Raw genomic sequence first — 23,668 nt, forward strand, 5'->3', positions numbered from 1 at the left:
CGGACGCGCCAAAAGATTCAGCCGGAATGTCCGAATAATTGGGCAACCTGCCCATTTTGTAAGCTGTCGGCCGATTGCCCGGTGGCAGTTTCTCCGACCGGGGTCCTACGAAGTTTCTCGTCCACAATCAACAGCTCTGCCGCCACGGAAACAGCGATATGCGCTGGTTCCTTGGAGGTTATCCCCGGCACACCGATTGGGCAGGTGAAAGCCCTGATATGAGCTTCAGCGTGGCCGAGTTCGGCGAGCCGATGTTCAAAACGTGCGCGCTTGGTGCGCGAGCCGATCAGCCCGACATAAGGGAATCGATCCTCCGACAATGACGCGTGCAGGATGTCGAGATCGAGACCGTGATCGTGCGTCATGATCAGCACGAAGGCATCGGATGGAGCGGCCTTCAGTTCGGCGGCCGGCGTGCCAGTCACCACCTGCTCCAGCCGGGACAGAGGCAGATCGGGAAAAGCCGCTCTTCGGCCATCGATCCAGCGAATACGGAACGGCAGTGGTGCCAGTGCCAGCACGACTGCACGGCCGACATGTCCCGCGCCGAACAACAGCAGCTCACGCAACGGCTCGCCGAAGCTCTCATCAAGCCGACCGTCGGCATCGACTTCAGCGGTCGGTCCCACCAGTGCGGTGCCGATGACGCGGCGGTCGATCGGCGCGGTACCGGCACTGATAGCCGTGGTCTGGAAAGGCCCCTTTGCTTCCGCCTCGGCCAGTTTCGCGACCTCTTCGAGCCGGGCAGCCGTGAAGGTCTCGACCATCACGCTGACAGCGCCACCACAGCACTGACCGATGGACGGCCCAAGCGCCAAGTCAAGGCGCTCACTGCTATCACGCCCCTGATGCAAGGCGGCGATGGCATGCTCCATGGCGTCGAGTTCAAGCCGGCCGCCGCCGATGGTGCCGGAAATGGCGCCATCAATCGATACCACCATGCGGGCGCCAGCCTCACGCGGCGTCGACCCCTTCGCCCCGACAACCGTCACCAGAGCCGCGACGCCGTCACGGGCCAGAAGACGGTGAAGCGGGGCGAAGACCTCCCTCATGCCTCACTCCGTCGCATGAAGGATACGGCTCGCATGATCGACTCGGGCGTCGCCGGCGCGTCAAGCGGCGGCACGGCACCCGGCTTCAGGCTGGCGATGGCGTCGAAGATCGCCGAAAACACCGAACAGGCCAGCATCAGCGGCGGCTCGCCCACCGCCTTGGAGGAGTGGATGGTCTCCTCGCGGTTGGCGCCGTCCCAGAGGCGTGTGTTGAAGATGGCCGGCACGTCACCGGCGGTCGGGATCTTGTAGGTAGACGGGGCGTGCGTGGCGAGCCGTCCCTTATCGTCCCACACCAGTTCCTCGGTGGTCAGCCAGCCCATGCCCTGGATGAAGGCACCCTCGATCTGGCCGATGTCGATGGCCGGATTGAGAGATCGTCCGCAGTCATGGAGGATGTCCACCCGGTCGACCTTCATCTCGCCGGTCATGGTGTCGATGGTGACCTCCGCGCAGGCGGCGCCATAGGCGAAATAGAGGAAGGGCCGACCCTCGGCCTTCTGGCGATCCCAATGAATCTTGGGCGTCGAATAGAAGCCGGACGCGGAAAGTTGCACGCGGTTCTCGTAGCAGGCCTTGGCGAGATCGGCGAAGGACAGCGAGCCGCCGGCATGGCTGACCCGTCCGTCGGCAAACACCACGCTTTCCGGCGCCGCGTTGGTGGTCGCCACGAGATGGGCGATCATGCGCTCCTTGATCGCGTCACAGGCGGCGAGCGCCGCCATGCCGTTGAGGTCCGAACCGGACGAGGCAGCGGTGGCCGAGGTATTCGGCACCTTGGACGTGTTGGTCGCGGTGATGCGTACCTTGTCGAGCGGGATGCCGAAGGCATCGGCCGCCACCTGAGCCACCTTGGTGTTGAGGCCCTGCCCCATTTCGGTGCCGCCATGGTTCAGATGAACCGAACCATCGGTATAGACATGCACCAGCGCGCCAGCCTGGTTGAGGTGGATCAGCGTGAAGGAGATGCCGAACTTGACCGGCGTCAACGCGATGCCTTTGCGGAGGATGCGATTCTTGGTGTTGAAGGCGCGGCATTCCTGCCGACGCTTGGCATAGTCGCAGGAACGCTCCAGATCGGCGATCAACTCCGGCAGGATGTTGTCCTCGACCTTCTGGCCATAAGGCGTCACATCGCGGCCGGGGCCATAGAAGTTCCGCTTGCGGACCTCCAGCGGATCGATGCCGGTGACGATGGCCAGCGTATCCATGATGCGCTCGGCGGCGAGAATTCCCTGCGGCCCGCCAAACCCACGGAACGCGGTGTTGGTCACGGTGTTGGTCTTGAGCCGTTCCGACTTCAGCGCGACATTGGGGTAATAGTAGGCGTTGTCGGCATGGAACAGCGTCCGGTCGTTCACGCCGCCCGAGAGATCGGCGGAATAGCCGCAGCGGGCCATGAAGTCGATGTCGGCAGCCAGGATCTTGCCCGAGCTGTCATAAGCGACCGCGAAAGCCGTCGTCATGTCATGCCGTTTGCCGGTCATCACCATGTCGTCGTCACGGTCGAGCCGGAGCTTGCAGGGGCGGCCGGTGACGCGAGCCCCCAACGCGGCAAGGCAGGCCCACTGGCTCGCTTGGCTTTCCTTGCCGCCGAAGCCGCCGCCCATGCGCCGCACTTCAACCGTCACCATGGCGTTGGGCACGCCGAGCATATGGGCGACGCAATGCTGCACTTCGGATGGATGCTGGGTCGACGAATAGACGTGCATGTCGCCTGCTTCGCCGGGAATGGCGAGGGCGATCTGTCCTTCCAGATAGAAGTGCTCCTGCCCGCCATTGCGGATCATGCCATCGAACCGGCGCTGGGCACTGGCAAAGGACCGAGCGACATCGCCCCGGCCGTAGCCATAGTCGTCCAGCACACGCAGTCCCTTGGCTTTGGCTTCCTCGGCCGTGAGTACCGGCGGCTCAGCCTCGCCCTCGAACAGCGCAAGCCGCGTCGCCCGACGGGCGGCATCGCGCGTTTCGGCGACGACGCAGAACAGCACCTCGCCCCAGAACTCCACCTCTTTCTCGGCCAGGATCGGGTCGCCACCTGTCGAGGTCGACCAGTCGTTGCGACCGGGAATGTCGGCGGCGGTCAGCACGGCGACGACGCCGGGCGCCTGCCGAACGCGCGAGAGGTCGATGTCGCGGATGCGGCCGCGCGCCATATCCGGGCAGAAGCCGGGCGCCAGATGCAGCGTGCCGGTCGGCTCGACCATGTCGTCGATATAGACGGCGCGGCCGGTGACATGCAGAACGGCGCTGTCATGGGGCGTCGAACGATGAATGGCTCGGTCAGCCGTCACTTCAGGGAGCTCAGACTCGGGCGCGCTCATCAGGCCACCTCTGTTTCCGGCGCCTCGCGGCGGCCGATGACGCGGGTGCGACTGGTCGGCGCGCCGGCGCATTCGACCAGCGCCTTGGCGAGCAACGCCTTGGCGCTCTCCATACGATAGGCTGCCGAGGCCCGCATGTCGGAGATCGGTGCATAGTCGTCGCCGAGCGCCTCGATGGCCGCCCCCCAGCTCGCCGCCCGCGCCGGTTGGGCACCGACAAGGCGCGCCTCGGCATGAAGCGCCCGCCTCGGCGTCGCCGCCATGCCGCCAAAGGCGATCCGTGCCTCGGTGATGACGCCATCATCGATGGTGAAGCGGAACGCCCCCATCACCGCCGAAATGTCCTCGTCGAACCGCTTGGAGATCTTGTAGGCGCGGAACACCTGGTTCGGCGCCAGCTTGGGCACCAACAGGCCGGCGACGAACTCGCCCGGCTGTCGGTCCTGCTTGCCGTAGGCGATGAAATAGTCCTCGAGCGGCAGGGCACGCCCCTCCTCGCCATGGGCAAGTTCCAGCGTTGCACCGAGGGCAATCAGCGCTGGCGGCATATCGCCGATCGGCGAACCGTTGGCGATGTTGCCGCCGATGGTACCGACGGCCCTCACCTGCCGCGAGCCGAGGCGGCGGATGAGTTCGCCAAGGTCGGGGTCGAGGTCAGCGAAGACACCGGCGGCATCGTCGTAGGTGACGCCGGCCCCGAGAATCAGCGCGTCGCCGACATCTTCGATCTGCTTGAGCGCCGCGACGCGACTGACGTAGATGACCTGAGAGATTGGCCGCATGCCCTTGGTGACCTTGAGGCCAACATCGGTTCCGCCGGCCAGCAGCGTTGCCTCCGGGTATTTCACGACCAGTTGGGCCAGGACCGACAGGCTGGCCGGTGCGGCGAAGAAAGCGCTGTTGGAGCCGATGAACACATCCTGACCATCGGCGAGAAACTGCAAGAGGCCGGCCGTCTGGCTCATCGCATCGACGAAGCGGTCAGCGGGTGGCCCATCCATCGCAACGAGCGCGGCGTCGACGATCGGCCGGTAACCGGTGCAGCGGCAGAGGTTGCCGGCCAATGCGGTCACGACCTCGTCGCGGGGCGGCGGACCGTCGCGTCCCTCGCCGTGGTAGAGCGCAAAGAGGCTCATGACGATGCCGGGCGTGCAGAAGCCGCACTGCGAACCGTGAGCATCGACGATCGCCTGCTGCACGGGATGCAGCCGGCCGTCTGGCCAGGCGATGTCTTCGACGGTGACGATTTCCTTGCCATCCATGGCTCCGAGGAACTGGATGCAGGAATTGACCGGCCGGTAGACGACGCGGCCATCACGCCACTCGCCGATGACCACGGTGCAGGCGCCGCAGTCGCCCTCGTTGCAGCCTTCCTTGGTGCCGGTGGCGCGCTCTCTGAGGCGCAAGTAGTCGAGCAACGTCTCGGTCGGCTGGACCTCGTCGATTTCGACGATCCGCCCGCGGCGGACGATGCGGATGGAGTCGCGCATGGGCTCAGCTCCCGCGATAGGTTGAATATCCGTAAGGCGATATCAGCAGCGGCACATGATAGTGGGCCGCCGCGTCGGCAATGCCGAAACGGATGGGTATGATGTCTAGAAAAGCCGGATCGGTAAGGGTATGGCCAGCCGCGCGCAGATAGTCGCCGGCATGGAACACCAGCTCGTAGGATCCGGTGGAAAATGAGCTGCCGGAAAGCAGCGGGCCGTCGATACGACCGTCCTGGTTGGTCGTCGCTTCACGAAGAAGGTCGCGGCTGCCGTCGGCACGAACCGCCCAGAGTTCTATCCTCAGGCCGGCAGCAGGCCGCCCCGCCGCCGTGTCGAGCACATGGGTCGTCAGACGCCCCTCAGCCAACGCTCAGCTCCTCCCTGTCGGCGCCGGCAGAAAGCCGGCTTCTGTCGCAGACGTTTTGTCTGGCACGACTTGCCGCCTTTAGGAAGGCCCATTTCCCGAAACAGACTAGGTGATCCTAGCTTTTCCAGCCGTAAACCACGATGGGGTGGTGGGGAAATAGTATGGAAATCCAAACCAATCAGGCGACTTTTGAAAGTGAAAACTGAAGATATGGAACGGGCGCCGCAGCCGATAAGCCGCCGGCGCCCGTCAAGAAATCAGTGGAGGATCTGGCCGAGGAACAGCTTGGTGCGTTCGTGCATGGGGTTGGAGAAGAACTCCTCCGGTTCGTTCTGCTCGACGATCTGACCCTGGTCCATGAAGATGACGCGGTTGGCCACCTGACGGGCAAAGCCCATTTCATGGGTCACGCAGATCATGGTCATGCCTTCCTCAGCGAGGCCGACCATGGTGTCGAGCACTTCCTTGACCATCTCGGGATCGAGGGCCGAGGTCGGCTCGTCGAACAGCATGATCTTCGGCCGCATGCACAGCGAACGAGCGATGGCGACGCGCTGCTGCTGACCACCGGAGAGCTGACCGGGATATTTATGCGCCTGCTCGGGGATCTTGACGCGGGTGAGGAAGTGCATGGCGACCTCCTCGGCTTCCTTCTTGGGCATCTTGCGTACCCAGATCGGCGCCAGCGTGCAGTTCTCCAGGATAGTCAGGTGTGGGAACAGGTTGAAGTGCTGGAACACCATGCCCACCTCGCGCCGCACCTCGTCGATGCGTTTGAGGTCGTTGGTGAGCTCGATGCCATCAACGATGATCTTGCCCTTCTGGTGTTCCTCGAGGCGATTGATGCAGCGGATGGTCGTCGACTTGCCCGAGCCGGACGGCCCGCAGATGACGATACGCTCGCCGCGCTTGACGGAGAGATTGACGTCGCGCAGCACGTGGAACTCGCCGAACCATTTGTTGACGCCGATCATCTCGACGGCGGTTTCGGAGACAGGTGTGGCAGCTAAGGCAATATCGGCCATGAATGGGGTCCCTTTGGCGGCAGGCGGGGCGGCGGCGAACGGCCGGCTTACCGCTTGCGTCCGGTGTTGAGCTTTCTCTCCATGTACATCGAATAGCGTGACATGGAGAAACAGAAAACCCAGAAAACGGCGGCGGCGAAGATCAGGCCCGTCGGGGCGATCGACGGCGTCGACCAACTGGCGTCGGAGAAGTTGCGCTGGATCGATCCGAGAAGATCGTAAAGACCGATGATCATCACCAGCGAGGTGTCCTTGAACAGCGAGATGAAGCTGTTGACGATGCCGGGAATGACGATCTTCAGGGCCTGCGGCAGGATGATCAGCCGCATCGATTGCCAGTAGCTGAGGCCGAGCGAGGCGGCGCCTTCATACTGCCCCTTGGGGATGGCTTGCAGGCCGCCGCGAATGGTCTCGGCCATGTAGGCGCCGGTGAACAGGGCGACACCGATCAGGGCGCGCAGCAGCTTGTCGAAGTTGACGCCGTTGGGCAGGAACAGCGGCAGCATCACCGAGGCCATGAACAGCACGGTGATGAGCGGCACGCCGCGCCAGATCTCGATGAACACCACCGATACGATCTTGATGAACGGCAGCTTCGAGCGCCGACCGAGCGCCAGGAGAATGCCGAGCGGCAGCGAGGCGACGATGCCGGTAATCGCCACGACCAGCGTCACCAGAAGGCCGCCCCAGTTGGGAGTTTCGACGATCGGCAGGCCGAACCCGCCATAGAGCAGCCAGAAGGTCAGGACGGGAAAGGCCGTCAGCATCAACCACGTGCCCTCACGCCGACGCGGCATCTTGGGAATGGCGATCCAGGCAAGGCCGAGGAAGAAGCCGATCATCACCAGAGATGGCCGCCAGCGCTGATCGGCGGGGTAGGAGCCGAAGGTGAACTGCGCCAGTTTGGCATGGACGAAAGCCCAGCAGGCGCCCATGGGCTCGCCATTCTTCGGCAGGCAGGCGTCGCGATTGGTGCCCGTCCAGACGGCGTCGACGAACAGCCAGCGGAAGAGCGGCGGTCCGGCCCAGACCAGCAGGAGCGCCATCGCCAGGGTGACCAGAATATTCAGGGGCGACGAGAAAAGATGCTTGCGCGCCCAGCCGGGAAAGCCACCGAGCGAGGCCGGCGGTGCCTCGGGTTCAAGAAAATCGCGGCGGACGAAGACGGTATCGGTTTCGATGCGGCTCATGACCATCCCCTCAGCGTTCGACCAGCGCCACGCGGGCATTGAACCAGTTCATCAGCGCGGCGGTGATGAGGCTCAGCGCGAGGTAGACCGCCATGGTGATGGCGATAACCTCGATGGCGTGACCGGTGATGTTGAGCGTTGACCCGGCGAACACCGCCACCAGATCCGGATAGCCGATGGCCAGAGCCAGCGACGAGTTTTTGGTGAGGTTGAGGTACTGGCTGGTGAGCGGCGGGATGATCACCCGCATGGCCTGCGGCACCACGATGAGGCGCATGGTCTGGTTGGGGCGCAGTCCCAGCGAGAAGGCCGCTTCGCTCTGGCCGGCCGACACGGCGAGAATGCCGCCGCGTACCGTCTCGGCAATGAAGGTCGCCGTGTAGAGCGAGATGCCGAACAGCATGGCGGTCAGCTCGGGATGGATGACCATTCCGCCGACGAAGTTGAAGCCCTTGAGCTCGGGAAACTCGAAGGAAAGCGGCGCGCCAAGCACCAGAAAGACGGCAAGCGGCAGTCCGACGATGAGGCCGAGCGAGGCCCGGAAGACCGGAAACGACTGGCCGGTGGCGATCTGACGGCGCTTGGCCCATCGCGCCATAACCCAGGCCAGCACCATTGCGACCGGCACCGTCCACAGGACGATTTCGAAACCCTCGCCAATGATCGGGCGCGGCATGGTCAGGCCACGGTTGGAAAGATTGATCGAGAGAGGCAACCAGTAACCCTGGCGCGGTCCCGGCAGCACCGACAGGACCGCCTTGTACCAAAACAGAAGTTGCAAGAGCAGCGGGACATTGCGCAACGTCTCGACGTAGACCGTCGCAGCCCGGGCCAGCAGCCAGTTGTTGGACAGACGCGAAATGCCGACGACAAAGCCGATGATCGTCGCAAAAACGATGCCGAGCACAGATACGATGATCGTATTGAGAAGGCCGACCTTGAAGGCCTGAGCGTGCGAGGAATCGAGCGTGTAGTCGATGGGCTTCTGCGAGATATCGAAGCCGGCTCGCATGTTGAGGAAATCGAAGCCGAAGGGGATATTGGCGGCACGCAGGTTGACGGCGGTGTTGTGGATCACCCACACGGCGAACAGGATCAGGAAGAGCAAGACCAGGCCCTGGAACACCCAGCCGCGGATCGTCGCATCATAGAGAACGGCGCGAACCAAGGATCGGGGCGTTTCGTCGACCGTTTTGTCTCGGAGCGTCATGTCAGGCCTCGAGAGTGGGCGCCAAGCGGGCGCCAAAAGCACGTTTCACAAGAGCGGGCGCCACCGGCGCGACGCGCCGCACACGCTGGACACGGACCGCCTGCGCACGCTTATGGCGCCGGCCGGACGTATGAACGACCGGACGGCGGCATGAGCCGACGCATCGCGTTGGTCCGAGAGACGGAGGCGTCCGTTGAGAACGCCCCTCGCCTGTTCGATCAGCGGATCGGCGGAGCGTACTGCAGCCCGCCCTTCGACCACAGCGCGTTGAGGCCGCGAGCGATCTTGAGCGGCGAGCCTTCGCCGACGTTACGCTCGAAGGACTCGCCGTAGTTGCCGACGCCCTTGATGATGTTGTAGGCCCAGTCCTTGTTGAGACCGATCGGCGTACCGAAGTCGACACCTTCGCCAACGCCAAGAAGGCGCTGGATTTCAGGATTTTCCGACTTCTTCATCTCGTCGACGTTGGCCTGCGTCACACCGAATTCTTCGGCGGTCAGCATGGCGTAATGGCTCCAGCGGACGATGGATTCCCACTGATCGTCGCCTTGGCGAACGGCCGGCCCGAGCGGCTCCTTGGAGATGATCTCCGGCAGCACCATGCTGTCATCCGGCTTGGTCATCTTCAGGCGGATCGAATAGAGGCCCGAGGCGTCGGTGGTGTAGGCATCGCAACGGCCGGCATCATAGGCGGCGTCCGCCTCTTCCTGCTTCTCGAACACAACGGCGTTGAAGGTCATGCCGTTGGATTTGAAGTAGTCGGCAAGGTTGAGCTCGGTGGTGGTGCCGGACTGCACGCAGACCGAGGCGCCATTGAGATCCTTGGCCGAGGAAACACCCAGCGACTTCTTCACCATGAAGCCCTGACCGTCATAGTAGTTGATGCCGGTGAACGTGATGCCGAGCTGCGTGTCACGGCTCATCGTATCGGTCGAGTTACGGGCCAGCATGTCGATTTCCTTCGACTGCAGGGCCGTGAAGCGCTCCTTGGCCGAAAGACCGGTGAACTTCACCTTGGTGGGATCGCCGAAGACGGCAGCGGCAACGGCACGGCAGGCATCGACGTCGAGACCCTTCCAGTTGCCGGCATCGTCGGGCGCGCCAAAGCCGGCGAGACCGGTGCCGTTGACGCCGCACTGCACAAAGCCCTTGGCTTTGACATCATCGAGCGTGCCGGCCGATGCGGCAACAGCGCCAGCTCCTACGAAAGCAGCGCCGAGCAGCAGAGTCTTGAATGTGTTGGAACGCATGAATGTCTCCCCTGATGACCAACGAAGCCCGGTGCGTGGGTGCTCTTGTTGTTGTTGACACCCGCTCCGATCGTCGGAGCGCCGAAGCACACGCGATCCACCGAGCCTAGTTTTGAAACGATTTCCCAAGGCTAACCCTCGCCGCTTTCGGCCGAAGGATAGAAACCATTGGCAGTCGCTCCACGCCTGCCGAAACGACAGGCTCCTTAGTCACTAGATTACAAATTATGCCGATGGTCAATCGCAAAGCGCCTTAAATTGACCACAAACTACACATGCGCAAATGATAATCGAAACATCGCCCATGAAATATGCAGACAGGTTATTTTTTATCCAGTCCACAGGTTACTTAAGAAAAACTGCGGGGCCTATTGGCGCCAGCTGGAAAACCATAAGCCGGAATTCACAAAAAAAGGCCCCGGGGCGTCACGTGTTTTCACGTAGACACCGATGAACTTGATTTTCGGAAGAGTCATACGCGCCGGACAGCGTAGAAGCGCAGAGACGATTACCGGCGGCGGGCCGCAGCCAGCCACCGGTGCCGGGGATCATCCCTCATCACTTGGTCCAAGTCGGACTTAAATCTTCGGCTGAAAGGTATGCTCGAGGCCGGGGAAGGTCCGAGCCTTGACCTCCTCGGCATAGGCAGCGGCGGCCTTGGAAACCTCGGCTCCCAGGTCGGCGAAACGCTTGACGTGGCGGGGGATGAACTCGTTGTAGAGGCCGAGCATATCCTCGCTGACCAGAATCTGGCCGTCGCAATGGGGCGACGCGCCAATCCCGATCACTGGAATTGGGGATTCGCCGGTGATCTCGCGCGCGAGTGGCTCCATGGTTCCCTCCAGCACGAAGCCAAAGGCTCCGGCCTCTGCCACGGCGCGGGCATCGGCTTTGATCTTGGCAGCCTGGAACTGGTTGCGCCCCTGCGTTTTGTAGCCGCCGTAGACGTTGACCATCTGCGGCGTCAGGCCGATGTGGCCAAGCACGGGCACGCCGCGCTCGGTCAGGAAGCGGATGGTTTCTCCCATCTCCTCGCCACCTTCGAGCTTCACCGCTTGGGCGCCGGTCTCGGAAAGAACGCGCGACGCCGAACGAAAGGCCTGCTCGCGCCCTTCCTGGTAAGAGCCGAAAGGCATGTCGACTACCACCAGCGACGTCGTCGAGCCCCGCACCACAGCGGCGCCATGGGCGATCATCAGATCGAGCGTCACCGGCAGCGTCGTCTCAAAGCCGTAGACCACCATACCGAGCGAATCGCCGATCAGCAGGAAGTCGACATGCGGATCGAGTAGTGCCGCCATCGGCGCCGTGTAAGCCGTGAGGCTGACAATGGGACGCACGCCCTTCAGCGCCTTGATGTCGGCAACAGAGGTGCGACGGGAGCGAACGGGAGCACTCATCTTAAATCCTCCGGGACATAGGTCCGGCTGTGTCTGATCAGGTAACGGCGACGACGCGTTGATCGATCAGGCGCGTGCGACCGATGCGGACGGCAATCATCAGCGCGATCGCCGGCGGCAGTGCTTTCGGATCGACCGGTTCGAGCGTGTCGGCCGCGGCAATGGCGACGAGATCAGGGTCAGCCAGCGGCTCCGAGGCAAGAACACCTCGGACAATAGCCTCAATCTTCTGGGGATCCACGGTGCCGGCGCTAATGGCCTCCGCGGCGGCGGCGAGCGAACGGCTGAGCACCTGCGCTGCAGACCGTTCGGTCGGCGACAGATAGACATTGCGCGAGGACAAGGCGACGCCATCGACATCCCGCACGGTCGGGACACCGACGATCTCCAGCGGGAAGGACAGGTCGGCCACCATGCGGCGGATCACCTGGAGCTGCTGATAGTCTTTTTCGCCGAAATAGGCGCGATCGGGCTGGACGACATTGAACAGCTTGCCGACCACCGTCGCGACACCGCGAAAATGGCCGGGCCGACGCTCACCCTCCAGACGGCCCGACAGGCCTTCCACCTCGATATGGGTGGCAATCGGCTGGGGATACATTTCCTCGACTGTGGGTGCGAAGACAATGTCGGCGCGGTGGGCGGCAAGCATCTTGCGATCGGCATCGAGGTCGCGCGGATAGCGGGCAAAATCCTCGTTCGGGCCGAACTGCAGCGGATTGACGAAAACCGACGTGACGACAAGGTCGTTGTCATCTCGCGCCCGGTCGACGAGCGTGGCGTGGCCACGATGAAGGTAGCCCATGGTCGGCACCAGGCCGATGCTTTTCCCTGCCCAACGCGCCGGCCTCAACCGCTCACGGAGCTCGGCAATCGTGGTCACGGTTTCGAGTGGCAATCTTCCCTCCAGCGCCTTCGCTTTGGTGCGCCCTTTTACTGCCGCGAAAATCGCTTTGTCATCCAAGAATTGGGCAGATTGCCAAAAAGCCTGCCAACCTCGCTGAGCGTTTGGCGGCGGTACAGCCTGCCGCCACGGCACAATTCCCAGTCCGGTAAAATTTATCGGTTTCAAAAAACAATTATTTATATCGTAACGTTCACAATTCCACAAAAGACTTCTCTGCACGGTTTTATCCGCGAGAGCGAAAACGATATCCTTAGGTTGTACCGCCTCTTCGGCGACAGCCTGGACCTGAACGAGGTTGAACATGTCTGGTCTGCGCGCCCCTCAACGACCCTATGGACTCCTCGACCTGGAGGCGCTGGCGGCGGATATCCGTGGCTCGATCGGCGTCGTTATGGCGATCGCCCTGGTCGTTCTGGTGGTTGCCGTCGGCGCCGCCGTGGATCTTGCCCAAGCGCTCAGAGCGCGGGAAATCCTGCAGAGCGCTCTCGATCAAGCGACAATCCGGGCGGCGTTGACCACCGGTTCAGGATATGTCGAGGCCGGTCGGGCCACTCTCATCGCCAATTTGTCCGACACGGGCGTCGCGGAAGAGAATCTCAACTCCAGCTTCGTCCGCAACAGCGACGGCAGCGTTTCGGGGGCGGCCACCGTTACCGTTCCCCTGTCCTTCATGGCAATCGTCGGCAAGAACGATATGTCGGTCAGCGTCGTCGCCAAGGCGACACCCAAGACTAGTTCCGCCACCACCGCAGCGGCCGGCACCGTATGCATCCTGCTGACCTCTAGGAACTCGCAGGCTCTGCTCGTCAACTCGGGCGCCACCGTCAACGCTGCGAACTGTGAGATACACGTGCAGTCGAGCGCCAGTGGTGCGGCGATATTCAACTCCGGCACGACGATCAACTCGAAGAAGATTTGCATCAAGAGCGCCAGCATCATCGACAACGGCGGTACGCACCCCAACCTTGAAAAGGGCTGCTTGCCGGCAAATGACCCCTATGCGACCACCCTACCCGCCGTTACTGTGGGAAGCTGTACTTACAACAGCCGCAATATAGATGCCGCCACCTACACCTTTCTGCCGGGGGTGCATTGCGGTGGCGTGAACTTCAACAACTCCCATACTGTCTCAACGTTCAGCCCAGGCCTCTACATTATCAGGGGTGGCGACTGGAACATCCAGGGCACCCTGCAGGGCACCGACGTCACCTTCTATTTCGCCGACTCCTCGAAGTTCCAGTTCAACTCCGGGGCTGCCACCTACCTCAAGGCACCAACCACCGGGATCTACGCCAACATTCTGATGTATGAGACCACGGCCAACACATCCGTGTCGCAATGGCCGTGGAACGACAGCCCCGGCCATGAGCTTTCGGGGCTCATTCACCTGCCGAGCCGGCAGCTCACCATGAACTCCGGCATGACGGCGTCGCTCGACAAGGTCACCATCGTCGCGGACTCCCTGATCCTTAATCAGACGACCTGGAACCTGTCGCCAGACACATCGGCGATCTCCAACGGGTCGACGACGACCACAACGACGAACAGTGGCGTTTTCCTGTCGCACTGATGAAAAAAGCCCGGGCGCTCGCCCGGGCTTCGCTCATTTCACAAAAACAGCGAGCTATCGTCAGGTGATAACGTCTGGCGCCTGCCGGCCGGTGCGCGCCTTGATCTCGGCCAGCTTGTCGGCCGCTTCGATGACCTTGGCCAGCGCCGTCTGGGCGTCCAGACCGTGTTTGGCCACGTCCGGCTCGAAGCTTTCGAGATAGACACGCAACGTCGCGCCCTCGGTACCTGTGCCAGACAGACGGAACACGACACGCTCGCCGCCCTTGAACAGGATGCGGAGACCTTGCTTCTTGGTCACCGAGCCATCGACCGGATCGTTGTAGGCAAAGTCGTCGGCGCTCGCCACTTCAAGACCGGCCACCTTGGTGCCGGGCAGCGTCGGCAGCATTTCGCGCAGCCTGTTCACCAGCCCCTCGGCGGCGGCCGTGTCCACCGCCTCATAGTCGTGGCGGGTGTAGAAGGTGCGGCCGTATTCGGCCCAGTGCTTCTGCTGGATATCCTTGAGGCTCTCGCCCCGCACGGCGAGGATGTTGAGCCACAGGAGAACCGCCCAGAGGCCATCCTTCTCGCGCACGTGGTCGGACCCGGTGCCGGCGCTCTCCTCGCCACACAGCGTCACCTTGCCGGCGTCGAGCAGATTGCCGAAGAACTTCCAGCCGGTCGGCGTCTCGTAACAGTCAAGCCCCTTCTTGGCGGCGACGCGGTCGACGGCGCCGGAGGTCGGCATCGAGCGGGCGACACCGGCAAGACCCTTGGCGTAACCCTTGGCAAGATGGGCATTGGCGGCGAGCAGCGCCAGACTGTCCGAGGGCGTCACCACCGCTCCCCGGCCGATGACGATGTTGCGATCGCCATCACCGTCCGATGCGGCGCCGAAATCGGTGCCTCCAGGCGACGCCATGAAATCGTAGAGATCCTTGGCATAAATCGGATTCGGATCAGGATGACCGCCGCCGAAATCGGGCAGAGGCACGGCATTGACGACGCTGCCGGATGCGGCACCGAGCTTGCCTTCGAGAATTGCCTTGGCGTAAGGGCCCGTTGCGGCGTGCATGGCATCAAAGCGCAGCGTGAAGCCCGACTTGATCAGCGCGGCGATCTTGTCGAAATCGAACAGCTTCTCCATCAGCTCGACATAGTCGGCAACCGGATCGACCACCTCGATCTCGGTGTCACCGGCCTTGGAGATACCGAGGCGGTCAAGATCGATATCGGCGATATCGGCGATCCGGTAGGCGGTGATGGCTTTGGTCGCCTCGAAGATGGCGTCGGTGACGCTTTCAGGCGCCGGCCCGCCATTCGAACCGTTGAACTTGATGCCGAAGTCGCCATCCTCGCCGCCGGGATTGTGGCTGGCCGACAGCACGATGCCGCCGAAAGCACCGAGTTTGCGGATGACGTTGGACGCGGCGGGAGTCGAGAACAGACCGCCCTTGCCGATCACCAGCTTCTTGGCGGCGTGGGCGACCGCCATCTTGATGATGGTCTGAATGGCCTTGTCGTTGAAGAACCGGCCGTCGCCGCCGATCACCAGCACCTTGCCGGTGACGCCGCCGACACCGGCGAAGATCGCTTCGACATAATTTTCGAGATAGCCGGCCTGCATGAAGACGCGAGTCTTCTTGCGCAGACCGGAGGTGCCCGGTTTCTGGCCGTCGATCGGCTTGGTGGCGATTGTCTTGATCTGCATCCCTGTCACTCCCCGAGAGGCAACGTCGTCTTATAGCAATTCTTCAAGCTCTTACCTCGACGAAAGCGAGGAAGGTGCGCCCCGGCACCTCGACGGCCTGCCAGGCGCGGCGCGGCGTAGCGGCGGCGGGGCGGCCGGTCGGCATGTCGGAACTCAGAATGGGTTTCCAGCTGTGCCCTTCGCGCGTCGGCGGCAGATGGAAGCGGCGGTTGGTGCGGTGCGCGTTGAACACGAGGTAGACGGCATCGCCATCCGCCTCGGCATGCGGCAGCGCCGAATCGCGCAACAGCACGCCGAACGCCTTGCACTCGCGGCTGTTCCAGTCGCTGCCGGTCATCGGGCGACCGGACACGGCGATCCATTCGACGTCGGACAACTTGTCTTCCGGACGCGGCCGGCCATGCAGAAAGCGCGTCTGGCGGAAGACGGGATGGGACTGCCTCAGCCGGACGACATAGGCAACGAAGTCGGCGAGTTCGGCATCATCGGCCCGGTTCCAGGTGACCCAACCGACCGAGTTGTCCTGACAATAGGCGTTGTTGTTGCCGAGCTGGCTGTTGGCGAGTTCATCGCCGGCGAGCAGCATCGGCGTTCCCTGCGACAGAAGCAGCGTCGCCAGCATGTTGCGCATCTGCCGCTTGCGGGTGGCGACGATGGTGGGATCCGTCGATGCCCCCTCGATGCCATAGTTGGCCGAGTGATTGTCGGAATGGCCGTCGCGGTTGTCCTCGAGATTGGTCTCGTTGTGCTTGGCGGCGTAGGAGACCAGATCTTTCAGCGTAAAGCCGTCATGGGCGGTAATGAAGTTGATCGATGCCGACGGCCGGCGGTTGGAACGGTCGAACCTGTCGGGCGAACCGAGCAACCGTGCCGCAAGTTCCGGCGCCACCTGCTCGTCACCGCGCCAAAAGGCGCGCACCGTATCGCGGAAGCGGTCGTTCCACTCGGAAAAGCCGGGGGGGAAGTTACCGAGCTGGTAGCCACCGGGGCCGATGTCCCAGGGCTCGGCAATCAGCTTCACCGTCGACAGAAGCGGATCCTGCCTGAGCGCGCTCAGGAAGCGCCCTTCCGGGTCGAAGCCCTGCGGTTCACGGCCCACCGAGGTGGCGAGATCGAAACGGAAGCCGTCGACGCCGATCGCCTCCACCCAATAGCGGAGCGAATCGAGGATCAGCTGCGTCACACGCGGGTGGCCGGCGTTCAGCGTGTTTCCGGTGCCGGTGTCGTTGATGTACCAGCGCGGACGGTCGGGGTTGAGGCGGTAGTAACTGGCGTTGTCGATGCCACGGAAGCTCAGCGTCGGTCCGAACTGATCGACTTCGCCGGTGTGGTTGTAGACGACGTCGAGCAGCACCTCGATGCCCGCCTCATGAAGGGCGCACACCATGGCCCGTACGCGCTCGATCACCGATACGCCGCGTGGACCGTGGTCGAACCGCGGCTCCGGCGCGAAGTAGCAGAGCGGCGAATAACCCCAGTAGTTGACGAGCCCCTTGCGCGTGAGGAAGCCGTCATCCAGGAAGGCCTGGATGGGCATCAGCTCGATCGCCGTGATGCCGAGCTTCACGAGGTGCTCGATGGTCTCCGGCGCTCCCAGGCCCTCGTAGGTGCCGGCCTTGGTGCGCGGCAACCGCGGCATCTGCATGGTCAAGCCGCGGACGTGGGCCTCATAAATGATGGTGTCCCGCCACGGTCTCGTCGGCCGGAAGCTCACGCAGGGCGGCACCTTGGAATCGGTGACCAAAGCCTTGGGAACGACGCGGGCGCTGTCGCGCGTATCGAAGCTGGCATCGTCGAGCGTCACCGGCTGATAGCCGGCCATCAGATCATTGGCGCGCAGGCGCCCGGTCAGCACCCTGGCGTAGGGATCGACGACCAGCTTGTGCGGATTGAACCGATGCCCCTGTTCCGGATCATAGGGGCCGTGAACGCGAAACCCGTAAGCGGTGCCGATGCCGATGCCCGAGACGTAACCGTGGAAGACTTCATCGGTGCATTCCGGCAGCGTCAGGCGTGCCTGCTCGAAGCCGGTCAATGGTTCAAACAGACAGACGTCGACGCGCGTCGCATTGGCCGAGAAGAGGGCGAAATTAACGCCCTCTCCGTCGAACTGCGCCCCTAGGGGATACGGCCGGCCAGACCGGATCGACACCGTCATGGAGTTCAGACGCCCTCGACCGTCAGGTCGCGGTAGAGCGCGACATAGTCAGGCGCCGAATCCTCCCACCCGACCGGATGGGCCATCGCACGCGCCTGCAGCGCCCGCCAGACCTTCTTGTTGTGGAAGAGATCGAACAGGCGTTCGATGGCAAAACCGAGACCGCCGGCAGAAACCGGCGCGAACTGAATGCCGGTTGCCGTCCCTGCCCGCACCGAGGCGTCGTTGGCGTCGATGACCGTATCGGCAAGGCCACCGGTACGGGCTACCAGCGGAATGGTGCCATAACGCAGGCCATAGAGCTGTGTCAGACCGCAGGGCTCGAAGCGCGAAGGAACGAGGATGGCATCGGCGCCGGCTTGCATGGCGTGGCTGAGCGGCTCGCTGTAGCCAATATGGACGGCAACGGCGCCGGGATTGGCGGCAGCGGCGTCGACAAAGGCGCGCTCCATACTATGTTCGCCAGCGCCGAGGATAGCGACTTGCCCGCCCCGCTGGACGATGCTGTCGAGGTTGGGCAGCAGCATATCCAAGCCCTTCTGGCCGGTGAGGCGGCTCACGACGATCATCAACGGTGCGTCGGGATCGATCCTGAGGCCCATGCGCTTCTGCAGCTCGGTCTTGCAGGCGGCTTTGCCGGCCATCTTGCGCTGGCTGTAATTGGCAGCGATCAGCGGATCGGTGGCCGGATCCCATATCTTGGTATCGATGCCGTTGACGATGCCGCTCAACACGCCGGCGCGCTCATTGAGCACGCCCTCCATGCCGAAGCCGAACTCCGGCGTACGCAGCTCACGGGCATAAGTGGGGCTGACCGTCGTCAGCCGGTCGGAAAACACCAGCCCGCCCTTAAGGAACGAACAGTAGCCGTAATACTCAAGCCCAGCCGGCGTATAAAAGCTCGACGGCAGGCCGAAGGTGTCGAAGTCGGCACGGCCGCAGATGCCTTGGAAGGCGACGTTGTGAATGGTGAACACCGTCTTCGGCCGGCCTTCCGAGGGGCCGGCCAGAAGGTAGGGCGCGACGAGGCCGGTCTGCCAATCGTGGCAATGCACGATCTCCGGCTTCCAATCGCCTATGCCGAAGCGGCCGACAGCGGCGCCGATCGCCGAAAGCGCAGCAAAGCGGCGGATATTGTCCCACCAGTCGTTGCCGTCTGGGCCGAGATAGGGATTGCCGGGCCTCTCGTAGAGATGGCTGGCCTCGAGCGCCAGCACCTTCAGGCCGTCGGCCGTCTCGCCGGCCAGCAACCGGCCTGGGCCACCGAATACGTCCGGATAGATGGCCACTTCTTCAACGTGCTGAAGATGGCCGAACACGCCGGGATAGGCCGGCATCAGCACGCGAACGTCGCAATCGAGGCTGGCGAGTGCCAACGGCAGGGCGCCGGCGACATCGGCAAGACCACCCGTCTTGATCAACGGGTAGCATTCGGAGGCAACGAAAAGGACGCGCACTTGATCACTCCGACTGGTTATCCCAACTCGCAAAGATGCTGACGCATCCGCTCGTTGAAGTCATTACCAATTTCTCATCTGCCTCAAAGGCATGAGAATTTGGTGACCGGAGTACCAGATGACCCTGGTACTATCCGCAAGGCGGCAGAACGGCTTGCGCCCCGATCCTCACATGGCGGCGCCGCCTTCGGCGTTCTGCCGGCAGCGGCGCATGGTCATCGACCGAACGGGACGCAGGCTTTGCCACGCCCCTGAGCTTGTTTCAACGCCCCAGAGCATTTCCGTGTTTCATGGAAACGCAGAAATGCTCTATCTTGTTGAGTGGACGCATTTGCTTCACGCGAACCGGCATCCACTTCGCTCGAAAATGCTCTCGTCAGAGCTGCAGCCGATCGATCATATCCTGGGTGATCAGGCAAACACCGCCCTCGCTGCGGCGGAACCGGCTAGCATCGAGTTCCGGATCCTCACCGACCACCAGGCCGGACGGAATGATCACCCCTTTGTCGACAACGCATTTGGTGAGGCGAGCACCCCGATTGACCGAGACATAGGGCAACACGACGCAGTGCTCTACCTCCGAGTAGGAGTGGGCATGCACGCCGGTGAACAACAAGGACTTGTCGACACGAGAGCCTGAAATGATGCAGCCGCCCGACACCAGCGAACTGGTGGCCGCGCCGCGCCGGCCATCCTCGTCATGGATGAACTTGGCTGGTGCCGTCAGCTCGGTATAGGTCCAGATCGGCCACTTGTGATCATAGAGATCAAGCGCTGGGATGAAGTCGGTCAGGTCGATGTTGGCTTCCCAGAAGGCGTCGATGGTGCCGACGTCCCGCCAGTAAGGCTCGGCCTCCGACGAGGAGCGGACACAGCTATCGGAAAACTTATGGGCGATCGCCTTGCCGCCCTTCACGATGGCCGGAATGATATCCTTGCCGAAATCGTGGCTGGAGTTCGGATCGTCCTGATCCTTGCGCAGAAGGTCGATCAGGAAGTTGGTCTTGAAGACATAAATGCCCATCGAGGCCAGCGCGAGATCGGGGTGACCGGGCATGGCCGGCGGGTCGGCAGGCTTCTCCACGAAGTCGATGATGCGGGCGTTCTCATCGATCGCCATGACACCGAAGCCCGTAGCTTCCATGCGCGGCACCTCGATGCAGCCGACGGTCACGTCGGCACGGGACGAGACATGCTGGTCGAGCATGATCTCATAGTCCTGCTTGTAGATGTGATCACCGGCCAGGATGATGATGTATTCGATATTATGCGCTTCGATGATGTCGATGTTCTGGGTCACGGCGTCGGCGGTTCCGACATACCACTTGTCCTCGGCAACGCGCTGCGAAGCGGGAAGAATGTCGAAGCTCTCGTTGCGCTCCTGGCGGAAGAAGTTCCAGCCATATTGCAGGTGACGAATAAGGCTGTGCGCTTTGTATTGGGTCGCCACCGATATGCGGCGAATGCCTGAATTGAGCGCATTGGAAAGAGCAAAGTCGATAATGCGGCTTTTGCCGCCGAAGTAGACCGCCGGCTTGGCCCTGCGATCGGTAAGCTCCTTAAGGCGACTGCCCCGCCCTCCGGCCAGCACGAACGCCATCGCTTCGCGTGCCAACCGCCGATTGCTGTTAGAAGTGTCAATCATGCTGTCCTCCCGACTTCTCCCGCCGTCGGCCCAGTCCCGTCGATGGCGTAGCCGGCATTGCCGGCCCGGAACGGAACCAGAAACGAATGGGCTGGCGCTTCTTCCCCGCCCGCCCTTTCGCCATAATGGCTCGACGTAAGGGCACTATGGCGCGGCAGGTTTAATTTGTCTTCCCCCTATTTTGGCTGCGAAGGAATTCAAACTCTTGACGAAAACCGTATCGGGAGGTGGGGCGGAAGGAGGCCGCCCCGCACGCATATGGCAGGGCGGCGCAATGCTTAAACGACGGGAGACGCCGGGCGTTCCAACACCTTGACGACGGTGCCGACCGGCACCCGCTCGTAGAGGTCGATGACATCCTGATTGATCAGGCGGATGCAGCCGGAGGAAACGTTGCTGCCGATCGTCCAGGGCTCCACCGTACCGTGAATGCGGTAGAGGGTGTCGATATTGCCCTGGAAGAGATAGTGCGCCCGCGCACCGAGCGGATTTTCCGGGCCACCCGGCATGCCGTTGGCCCACTTACGAGCCTTGGGATCGCGCGCCTGCATTTCCACCGGCGGATGCCAGGACGGCCACTTCGCCTTGCGGCGAACGACGGCGGTACCAGCCCACGCAAAACCCTCACGGCCAACGCCGATGCCATATCGCATCGCCCGGCCGTCATCCAGCACCAGATAAAGATAGCGGGCCGGGGTATCGATGATGAGGGTGCCGGCCGGCTCGTCGGTCACGTAGTCGACTTCCCGCCGCAGAAAGGCGGGGTTGACCAGCGTCAGATCGACGGCCGGGACGGTGAACCCACTGTCCTCCATCGCGCTGTACATTGCTACATACTCACCAGACGGCCGAGGATAGCGCTTCGGCTTGGTCGGATCGATGAGCGGTGGCATCGCCGGTGCACCGGGAACGGAAACGCAAGCGGCGAGAGCAAGAGGCAGCGCGGCGAGAAAGGCTCGCCTGGACGGTAGGTTCATAGTCTCCACTTTCTGCTGATTCGGCGGTGGCACTCAGTCAACCCGATGAACGCACAATACTCCAGTCAGGTTGCTTTAAACTTGTCTGCGAATGTCAGATTTCCGCGAGCGGACGCTGAATACGCTCGCCATAGCGCTGGTGAAAGGCGGTCATCGACTTATCGGCGACGCGCACGGTGAGGTGCAGCGTGCCGTTCTCACCGTCGCGGCGCTCCAGCACCTCGCCATGATCGTAGAGCCATGCAAGCCCGGCGCCATCGGAGGGATCGAGAGTCAGCTCGTGGACCGGCTTTGAACCAACAAGCCTTTCCTCGATGGCCGCCAGCAGCTCCGGCAGCCCCTCGCCGGTAACGGCGGAAACAACATGCCGCTCCTGCCCGCCCGGCGACTCGGTGGCCGCTTGCGCCAGCAGAACGTCGCGCCGCGCCTCGTCGACCAGATCGATCTTGTTCCATACCTCGATGATACGGTCGCGGTCCTCGGGGTCGAGACCGAGCTGCTTCAGGACGTCGGCGACGTCGCTGGCCTGTGCCTCAGTGTCCTTATGCGAAATATCACGCACATGCAGGATGATGGACGCCTCGATGACCTCCTCAAGCGTCGCCCGGAAGGCTGCGACGAGGTGGGTCGGCAGATTGGAAATAAAGCCCACGGTATCGGACAGAATCGCATCGGTGCCATGCGGTAGCTTGATACGGCGGAGCGTCGGATCCAGCGTCGCGAACAGAAGATCCTTGGCGAAGACTTCGGCTTCGGTCAGATGATTGAAGAGAGTCGACTTGCCGGCGTTGGTATAGCCGACCAGCGCCACGACCGGATGCGGCACCTTGCGCCGCTGGCGCCGATGCAGGTCGCGCGTGCGCTTGACCTGTTCGAGGTCGGATTCGATGCGGGTGATCTTGTCCTGGAGTTGCCGACGGTCGGCCTCGATTTGCGTTTCGCCAGGGCCTCCGAGGAAGCCGAAGCCGCCGCGCTGCCGCTCAAGGTGGGTCCATGACCGGACGAGGCGGGACTTCTGGTACTTGAGGTGGGCGAGTTCCACCTGCAGCCGGCCCTCGCGCGTGCGTGCCCGCTCGCCGAAGATTTCAAGAATAAGTCCGGTGCGATCGATGACCTTGGTCTTCCAGGCCTTTTCGAGGTTACGCTGCTGAATGGGCGTCAGGGCGTGATCGACTATGACGAGGTCGATCTCCTCGGCCTCAACCGTCTCGCCGATTTCTTCCACCTTGCCGGAGCCAAATAATGTCGCCGGCTTTGGCTGGCTGACGGGCACGGGCAAAGTGGCGCGCACATCGAGATCGATGGCCTGAGCCAAGCCAAAGGCTTCCTCAAGACGCGCCTCAAGATCGCGTTGGCTGGTCTGAGCAGCTTCGTCCCTGCTTCCCCGCTGACGCAGGTCGGGCACAAGGACTAAAGCCCTCGCCGGCTCCTCGATGCGATCGACACTCTTCTTGCGAGGGCGGTCGCCCTCTTCAAGATCCTGTTCGTCGGTCACTTGGCCTCCCGAAACCGCGCCACTCGCGGGCAAAATTGAATTTCCGTGATGGTCCGCTCAGGGACGAGCCCATGAGCGGACAACAACGGAACAAACCGCACTCAGTTCGGTTCCTCGCTGCCTTCGAAAAGGGCCAGCGGCTGAGCCGGCATGATGGTGGAGATGGCGTGCTTGTAGACGAGCTGAGAATGCCCATCGCGCCGCAGAAGGACGCAGAAATTGTCAAACCAGGTGACCACGCCTTGAAGCTTGACGCCGTTGATCAGAAAAATCGTCAGCGAAATCTTGTTCTTACGGACGTGATTGAGAAAGGTGTCCTGAAGGTTCTGGGCTTTGTCCGCCATTTTATTCGGCCTTTTCGACTTCGTTTTTTTGTGAGGGCAAACGCCACACCGACGCCACGCGTCGCCCGAACTTATGGTTACGCCGGGCGCGTCGGAAATTACCAGTCCATTTCGA

The 23,668-nt window shown here is 62.6% G+C and carries 18 protein-coding genes; 1 reads left to right on the top strand and 17 read right to left on the bottom strand.

All coding sequences use genetic code 11. The annotated features are described in order from the left end of the window. Positions 1–17 precede the first annotated feature (17 nt). From xdhC to panC, 10 genes are all read right to left on the bottom strand, one after another. On the bottom strand, positions 18–1,052 hold the full coding sequence (gene xdhC / locus G522_RS27065; RefSeq protein WP_084633209.1) for a xanthine dehydrogenase accessory protein XdhC: 1,035 nt from the start codon (positions 1,050–1,052) through the stop codon (positions 18–20). Beyond that, positions 1,049–3,376 carry a xanthine dehydrogenase molybdopterin binding subunit gene (xdhB, locus tag G522_RS0115245; protein WP_026791790.1) on the bottom strand — a complete coding sequence of 776 codons (2,328 nt, stop codon included), beginning with the start codon at positions 3,374–3,376 and terminating at the stop codon, positions 1,049–1,051. The genes xdhC and xdhB overlap by 4 nt, the downstream gene beginning before the upstream one ends. Continuing rightward, the gene (gene xdhA / locus G522_RS0115250) at positions 3,376–4,866 is read right to left on the bottom strand and encodes a xanthine dehydrogenase small subunit (RefSeq protein WP_026791791.1); all 1,491 of its coding nucleotides are present in this window, start codon (positions 4,864–4,866) and stop codon (positions 3,376–3,378) included. Before xdhA ends, xdhB begins: the two co-directional genes overlap by 1 nt. A 4-nt stretch (positions 4,867–4,870) precedes the next feature. After that, positions 4,871–5,233: a hydroxyisourate hydrolase gene (uraH, locus tag G522_RS0115255; RefSeq protein ID WP_036839573.1), complete on the bottom strand. Its 363-nt coding sequence runs from the start codon at positions 5,231–5,233 to the stop codon at positions 4,871–4,873. A 257-nt stretch (positions 5,234–5,490) separates the two neighbouring features. After that, entirely contained in the window at positions 5,491–6,258 is a 768-nt protein-coding gene (locus G522_RS0115260; protein ID WP_026791793.1) for an amino acid ABC transporter ATP-binding protein, read from the bottom strand. Positions 6,259–6,305: 47 nt separating this feature from the next. Further along, entirely contained in the window at positions 6,306–7,448 is a 1,143-nt protein-coding gene (locus G522_RS0115265; RefSeq protein ID WP_026791794.1) for an amino acid ABC transporter permease, read from the bottom strand. A 10-nt stretch (positions 7,449–7,458) separates the two neighbouring features. Beyond that, entirely contained in the window at positions 7,459–8,658 is a 1,200-nt protein-coding gene (locus G522_RS0115270) for an amino acid ABC transporter permease (RefSeq protein ID WP_026791795.1), read from the bottom strand. Positions 8,659–8,876: 218 nt separating this feature from the next. After that, positions 8,877–9,908 (bottom strand): amino acid ABC transporter substrate-binding protein, encoded by a 1,032-nt coding sequence (locus G522_RS0115280; protein WP_026791796.1) that lies wholly within the window; start codon positions 9,906–9,908, stop codon positions 8,877–8,879. Between the two features lie 578 nt (positions 9,909–10,486). After that, the gene (panB, locus tag G522_RS0115285) at positions 10,487–11,308 is read right to left on the bottom strand and encodes a 3-methyl-2-oxobutanoate hydroxymethyltransferase (protein ID WP_026791797.1); all 822 of its coding nucleotides are present in this window, start codon (positions 11,306–11,308) and stop codon (positions 10,487–10,489) included. 37 nt (positions 11,309–11,345) lie between these two features. After that, positions 11,346–12,206, bottom strand: a complete 861-nt coding sequence (panC, locus tag G522_RS0115290; RefSeq protein ID WP_036839576.1) for a pantoate--beta-alanine ligase — start codon at positions 12,204–12,206, stop codon at positions 11,346–11,348. A gap of 310 nt (positions 12,207–12,516) precedes the next feature. Between panC and G522_RS27070 the strand changes: the two genes are divergently transcribed. After that, positions 12,517–13,785, top strand: a complete 1,269-nt coding sequence (locus tag G522_RS27070; RefSeq protein WP_051228678.1) for a pilus assembly protein TadG-related protein — start codon at positions 12,517–12,519, stop codon at positions 13,783–13,785. A 60-nt stretch (positions 13,786–13,845) separates the two neighbouring features. Here G522_RS27070 and G522_RS0115300 read toward each other — a convergent pair whose 3' ends face one another. The 7 genes from G522_RS0115300 to hfq all read right to left on the bottom strand — a co-directional run bounded on the left by G522_RS0115300 (position 13,846) and on the right by hfq (position 23,553). Then, complete coding sequence (locus G522_RS0115300; RefSeq protein WP_026791799.1) at positions 13,846–15,477, bottom strand: alpha-D-glucose phosphate-specific phosphoglucomutase; 1,632 nt, start codon at positions 15,475–15,477, stop codon at positions 13,846–13,848. Between the two features lie 43 nt (positions 15,478–15,520). Beyond that, the gene (gene glgX, locus G522_RS0115305; protein WP_026791800.1) at positions 15,521–17,635 is read right to left on the bottom strand and encodes a glycogen debranching protein GlgX; all 2,115 of its coding nucleotides are present in this window, start codon (positions 17,633–17,635) and stop codon (positions 15,521–15,523) included. Positions 17,636–17,640: 5 nt separating this feature from the next. Next, positions 17,641–19,092 carry a glycogen synthase GlgA gene (gene glgA, locus G522_RS0115310; protein WP_026791801.1) on the bottom strand — a complete coding sequence of 484 codons (1,452 nt, stop codon included), beginning with the start codon at positions 19,090–19,092 and terminating at the stop codon, positions 17,641–17,643. A 376-nt stretch (positions 19,093–19,468) separates the two neighbouring features. Continuing rightward, complete coding sequence (gene glgC, locus G522_RS0115315) at positions 19,469–20,737, bottom strand: glucose-1-phosphate adenylyltransferase (RefSeq protein WP_026791802.1); 1,269 nt, start codon at positions 20,735–20,737, stop codon at positions 19,469–19,471. A 278-nt stretch (positions 20,738–21,015) separates the two neighbouring features. Next, on the bottom strand, positions 21,016–21,714 hold the full coding sequence (locus G522_RS0115320; protein ID WP_026791803.1) for a L,D-transpeptidase: 699 nt from the start codon (positions 21,712–21,714) through the stop codon (positions 21,016–21,018). A gap of 94 nt (positions 21,715–21,808) precedes the next feature. Next, positions 21,809–23,149: a GTPase HflX gene (hflX, locus tag G522_RS27075; protein WP_425414069.1), complete on the bottom strand. Its 1,341-nt coding sequence runs from the start codon at positions 23,147–23,149 to the stop codon at positions 21,809–21,811. A 161-nt stretch (positions 23,150–23,310) separates the two neighbouring features. Then, positions 23,311–23,553, bottom strand: coding sequence for an RNA chaperone Hfq (gene hfq / locus G522_RS0115330; RefSeq protein WP_026791804.1), 243 nt, complete (start codon positions 23,551–23,553; stop codon positions 23,311–23,313). Between the last annotated feature and the right edge of the window lie 115 nt (positions 23,554–23,668).

Source organism: Pleomorphomonas oryzae DSM 16300 (assembly GCF_000422965.1).
GTDB lineage: Bacteria > Pseudomonadota > Alphaproteobacteria > Rhizobiales > Pleomorphomonadaceae > Pleomorphomonas > Pleomorphomonas oryzae.

What these genes read in the sequence shown, in the direction of transcription:
- G522_RS27070 (WP_051228678.1), top strand. Translation starts at nt 12,517, where the DNA reads ATGTCTGGTCTGCGCGCCCCTCAACGACCCTATGGACTCCTCGACCTG.
- G522_RS0115265 (WP_026791794.1), bottom strand. Translation starts at nt 7,448, where the DNA reads ATGAGCCGCATCGAAACCGATACCGTCTTCGTCCGCCGCGATTTTCTT.
- G522_RS0115280 (WP_026791796.1), bottom strand. Translation starts at nt 9,908, where the DNA reads ATGCGTTCCAACACATTCAAGACTCTGCTGCTCGGCGCTGCTTTCGTA.
- glgX (WP_026791800.1), bottom strand. Translation starts at nt 17,635, where the DNA reads ATGACGGTGTCGATCCGGTCTGGCCGGCCGTATCCCCTAGGGGCGCAG.
- xdhA (WP_026791791.1), bottom strand. Translation starts at nt 4,866, where the DNA reads ATGCGCGACTCCATCCGCATCGTCCGCCGCGGGCGGATCGTCGAAATC.
- G522_RS0115320 (WP_026791803.1), bottom strand. Translation starts at nt 21,714, where the DNA reads ATGAACCTACCGTCCAGGCGAGCCTTTCTCGCCGCGCTGCCTCTTGCT.
- G522_RS0115300 (WP_026791799.1), bottom strand. Translation starts at nt 15,477, where the DNA reads ATGCAGATCAAGACAATCGCCACCAAGCCGATCGACGGCCAGAAACCG.
- panB (WP_026791797.1), bottom strand. Translation starts at nt 11,308, where the DNA reads ATGAGTGCTCCCGTTCGCTCCCGTCGCACCTCTGTTGCCGACATCAAG.
- G522_RS0115260 (WP_026791793.1), bottom strand. Translation starts at nt 6,258, where the DNA reads ATGGCCGATATTGCCTTAGCTGCCACACCTGTCTCCGAAACCGCCGTC.
- xdhB (WP_026791790.1), bottom strand. Translation starts at nt 3,376, where the DNA reads ATGAGCGCGCCCGAGTCTGAGCTCCCTGAAGTGACGGCTGACCGAGCC.
- hfq (WP_026791804.1), bottom strand. Translation starts at nt 23,553, where the DNA reads ATGGCGGACAAAGCCCAGAACCTTCAGGACACCTTTCTCAATCACGTC.
- xdhC (WP_084633209.1), bottom strand. Translation starts at nt 1,052, where the DNA reads ATGAGGGAGGTCTTCGCCCCGCTTCACCGTCTTCTGGCCCGTGACGGC.
- glgC (WP_026791802.1), bottom strand. Translation starts at nt 20,737, where the DNA reads ATGATTGACACTTCTAACAGCAATCGGCGGTTGGCACGCGAAGCGATG.
- G522_RS0115270 (WP_026791795.1), bottom strand. Translation starts at nt 8,658, where the DNA reads ATGACGCTCCGAGACAAAACGGTCGACGAAACGCCCCGATCCTTGGTT.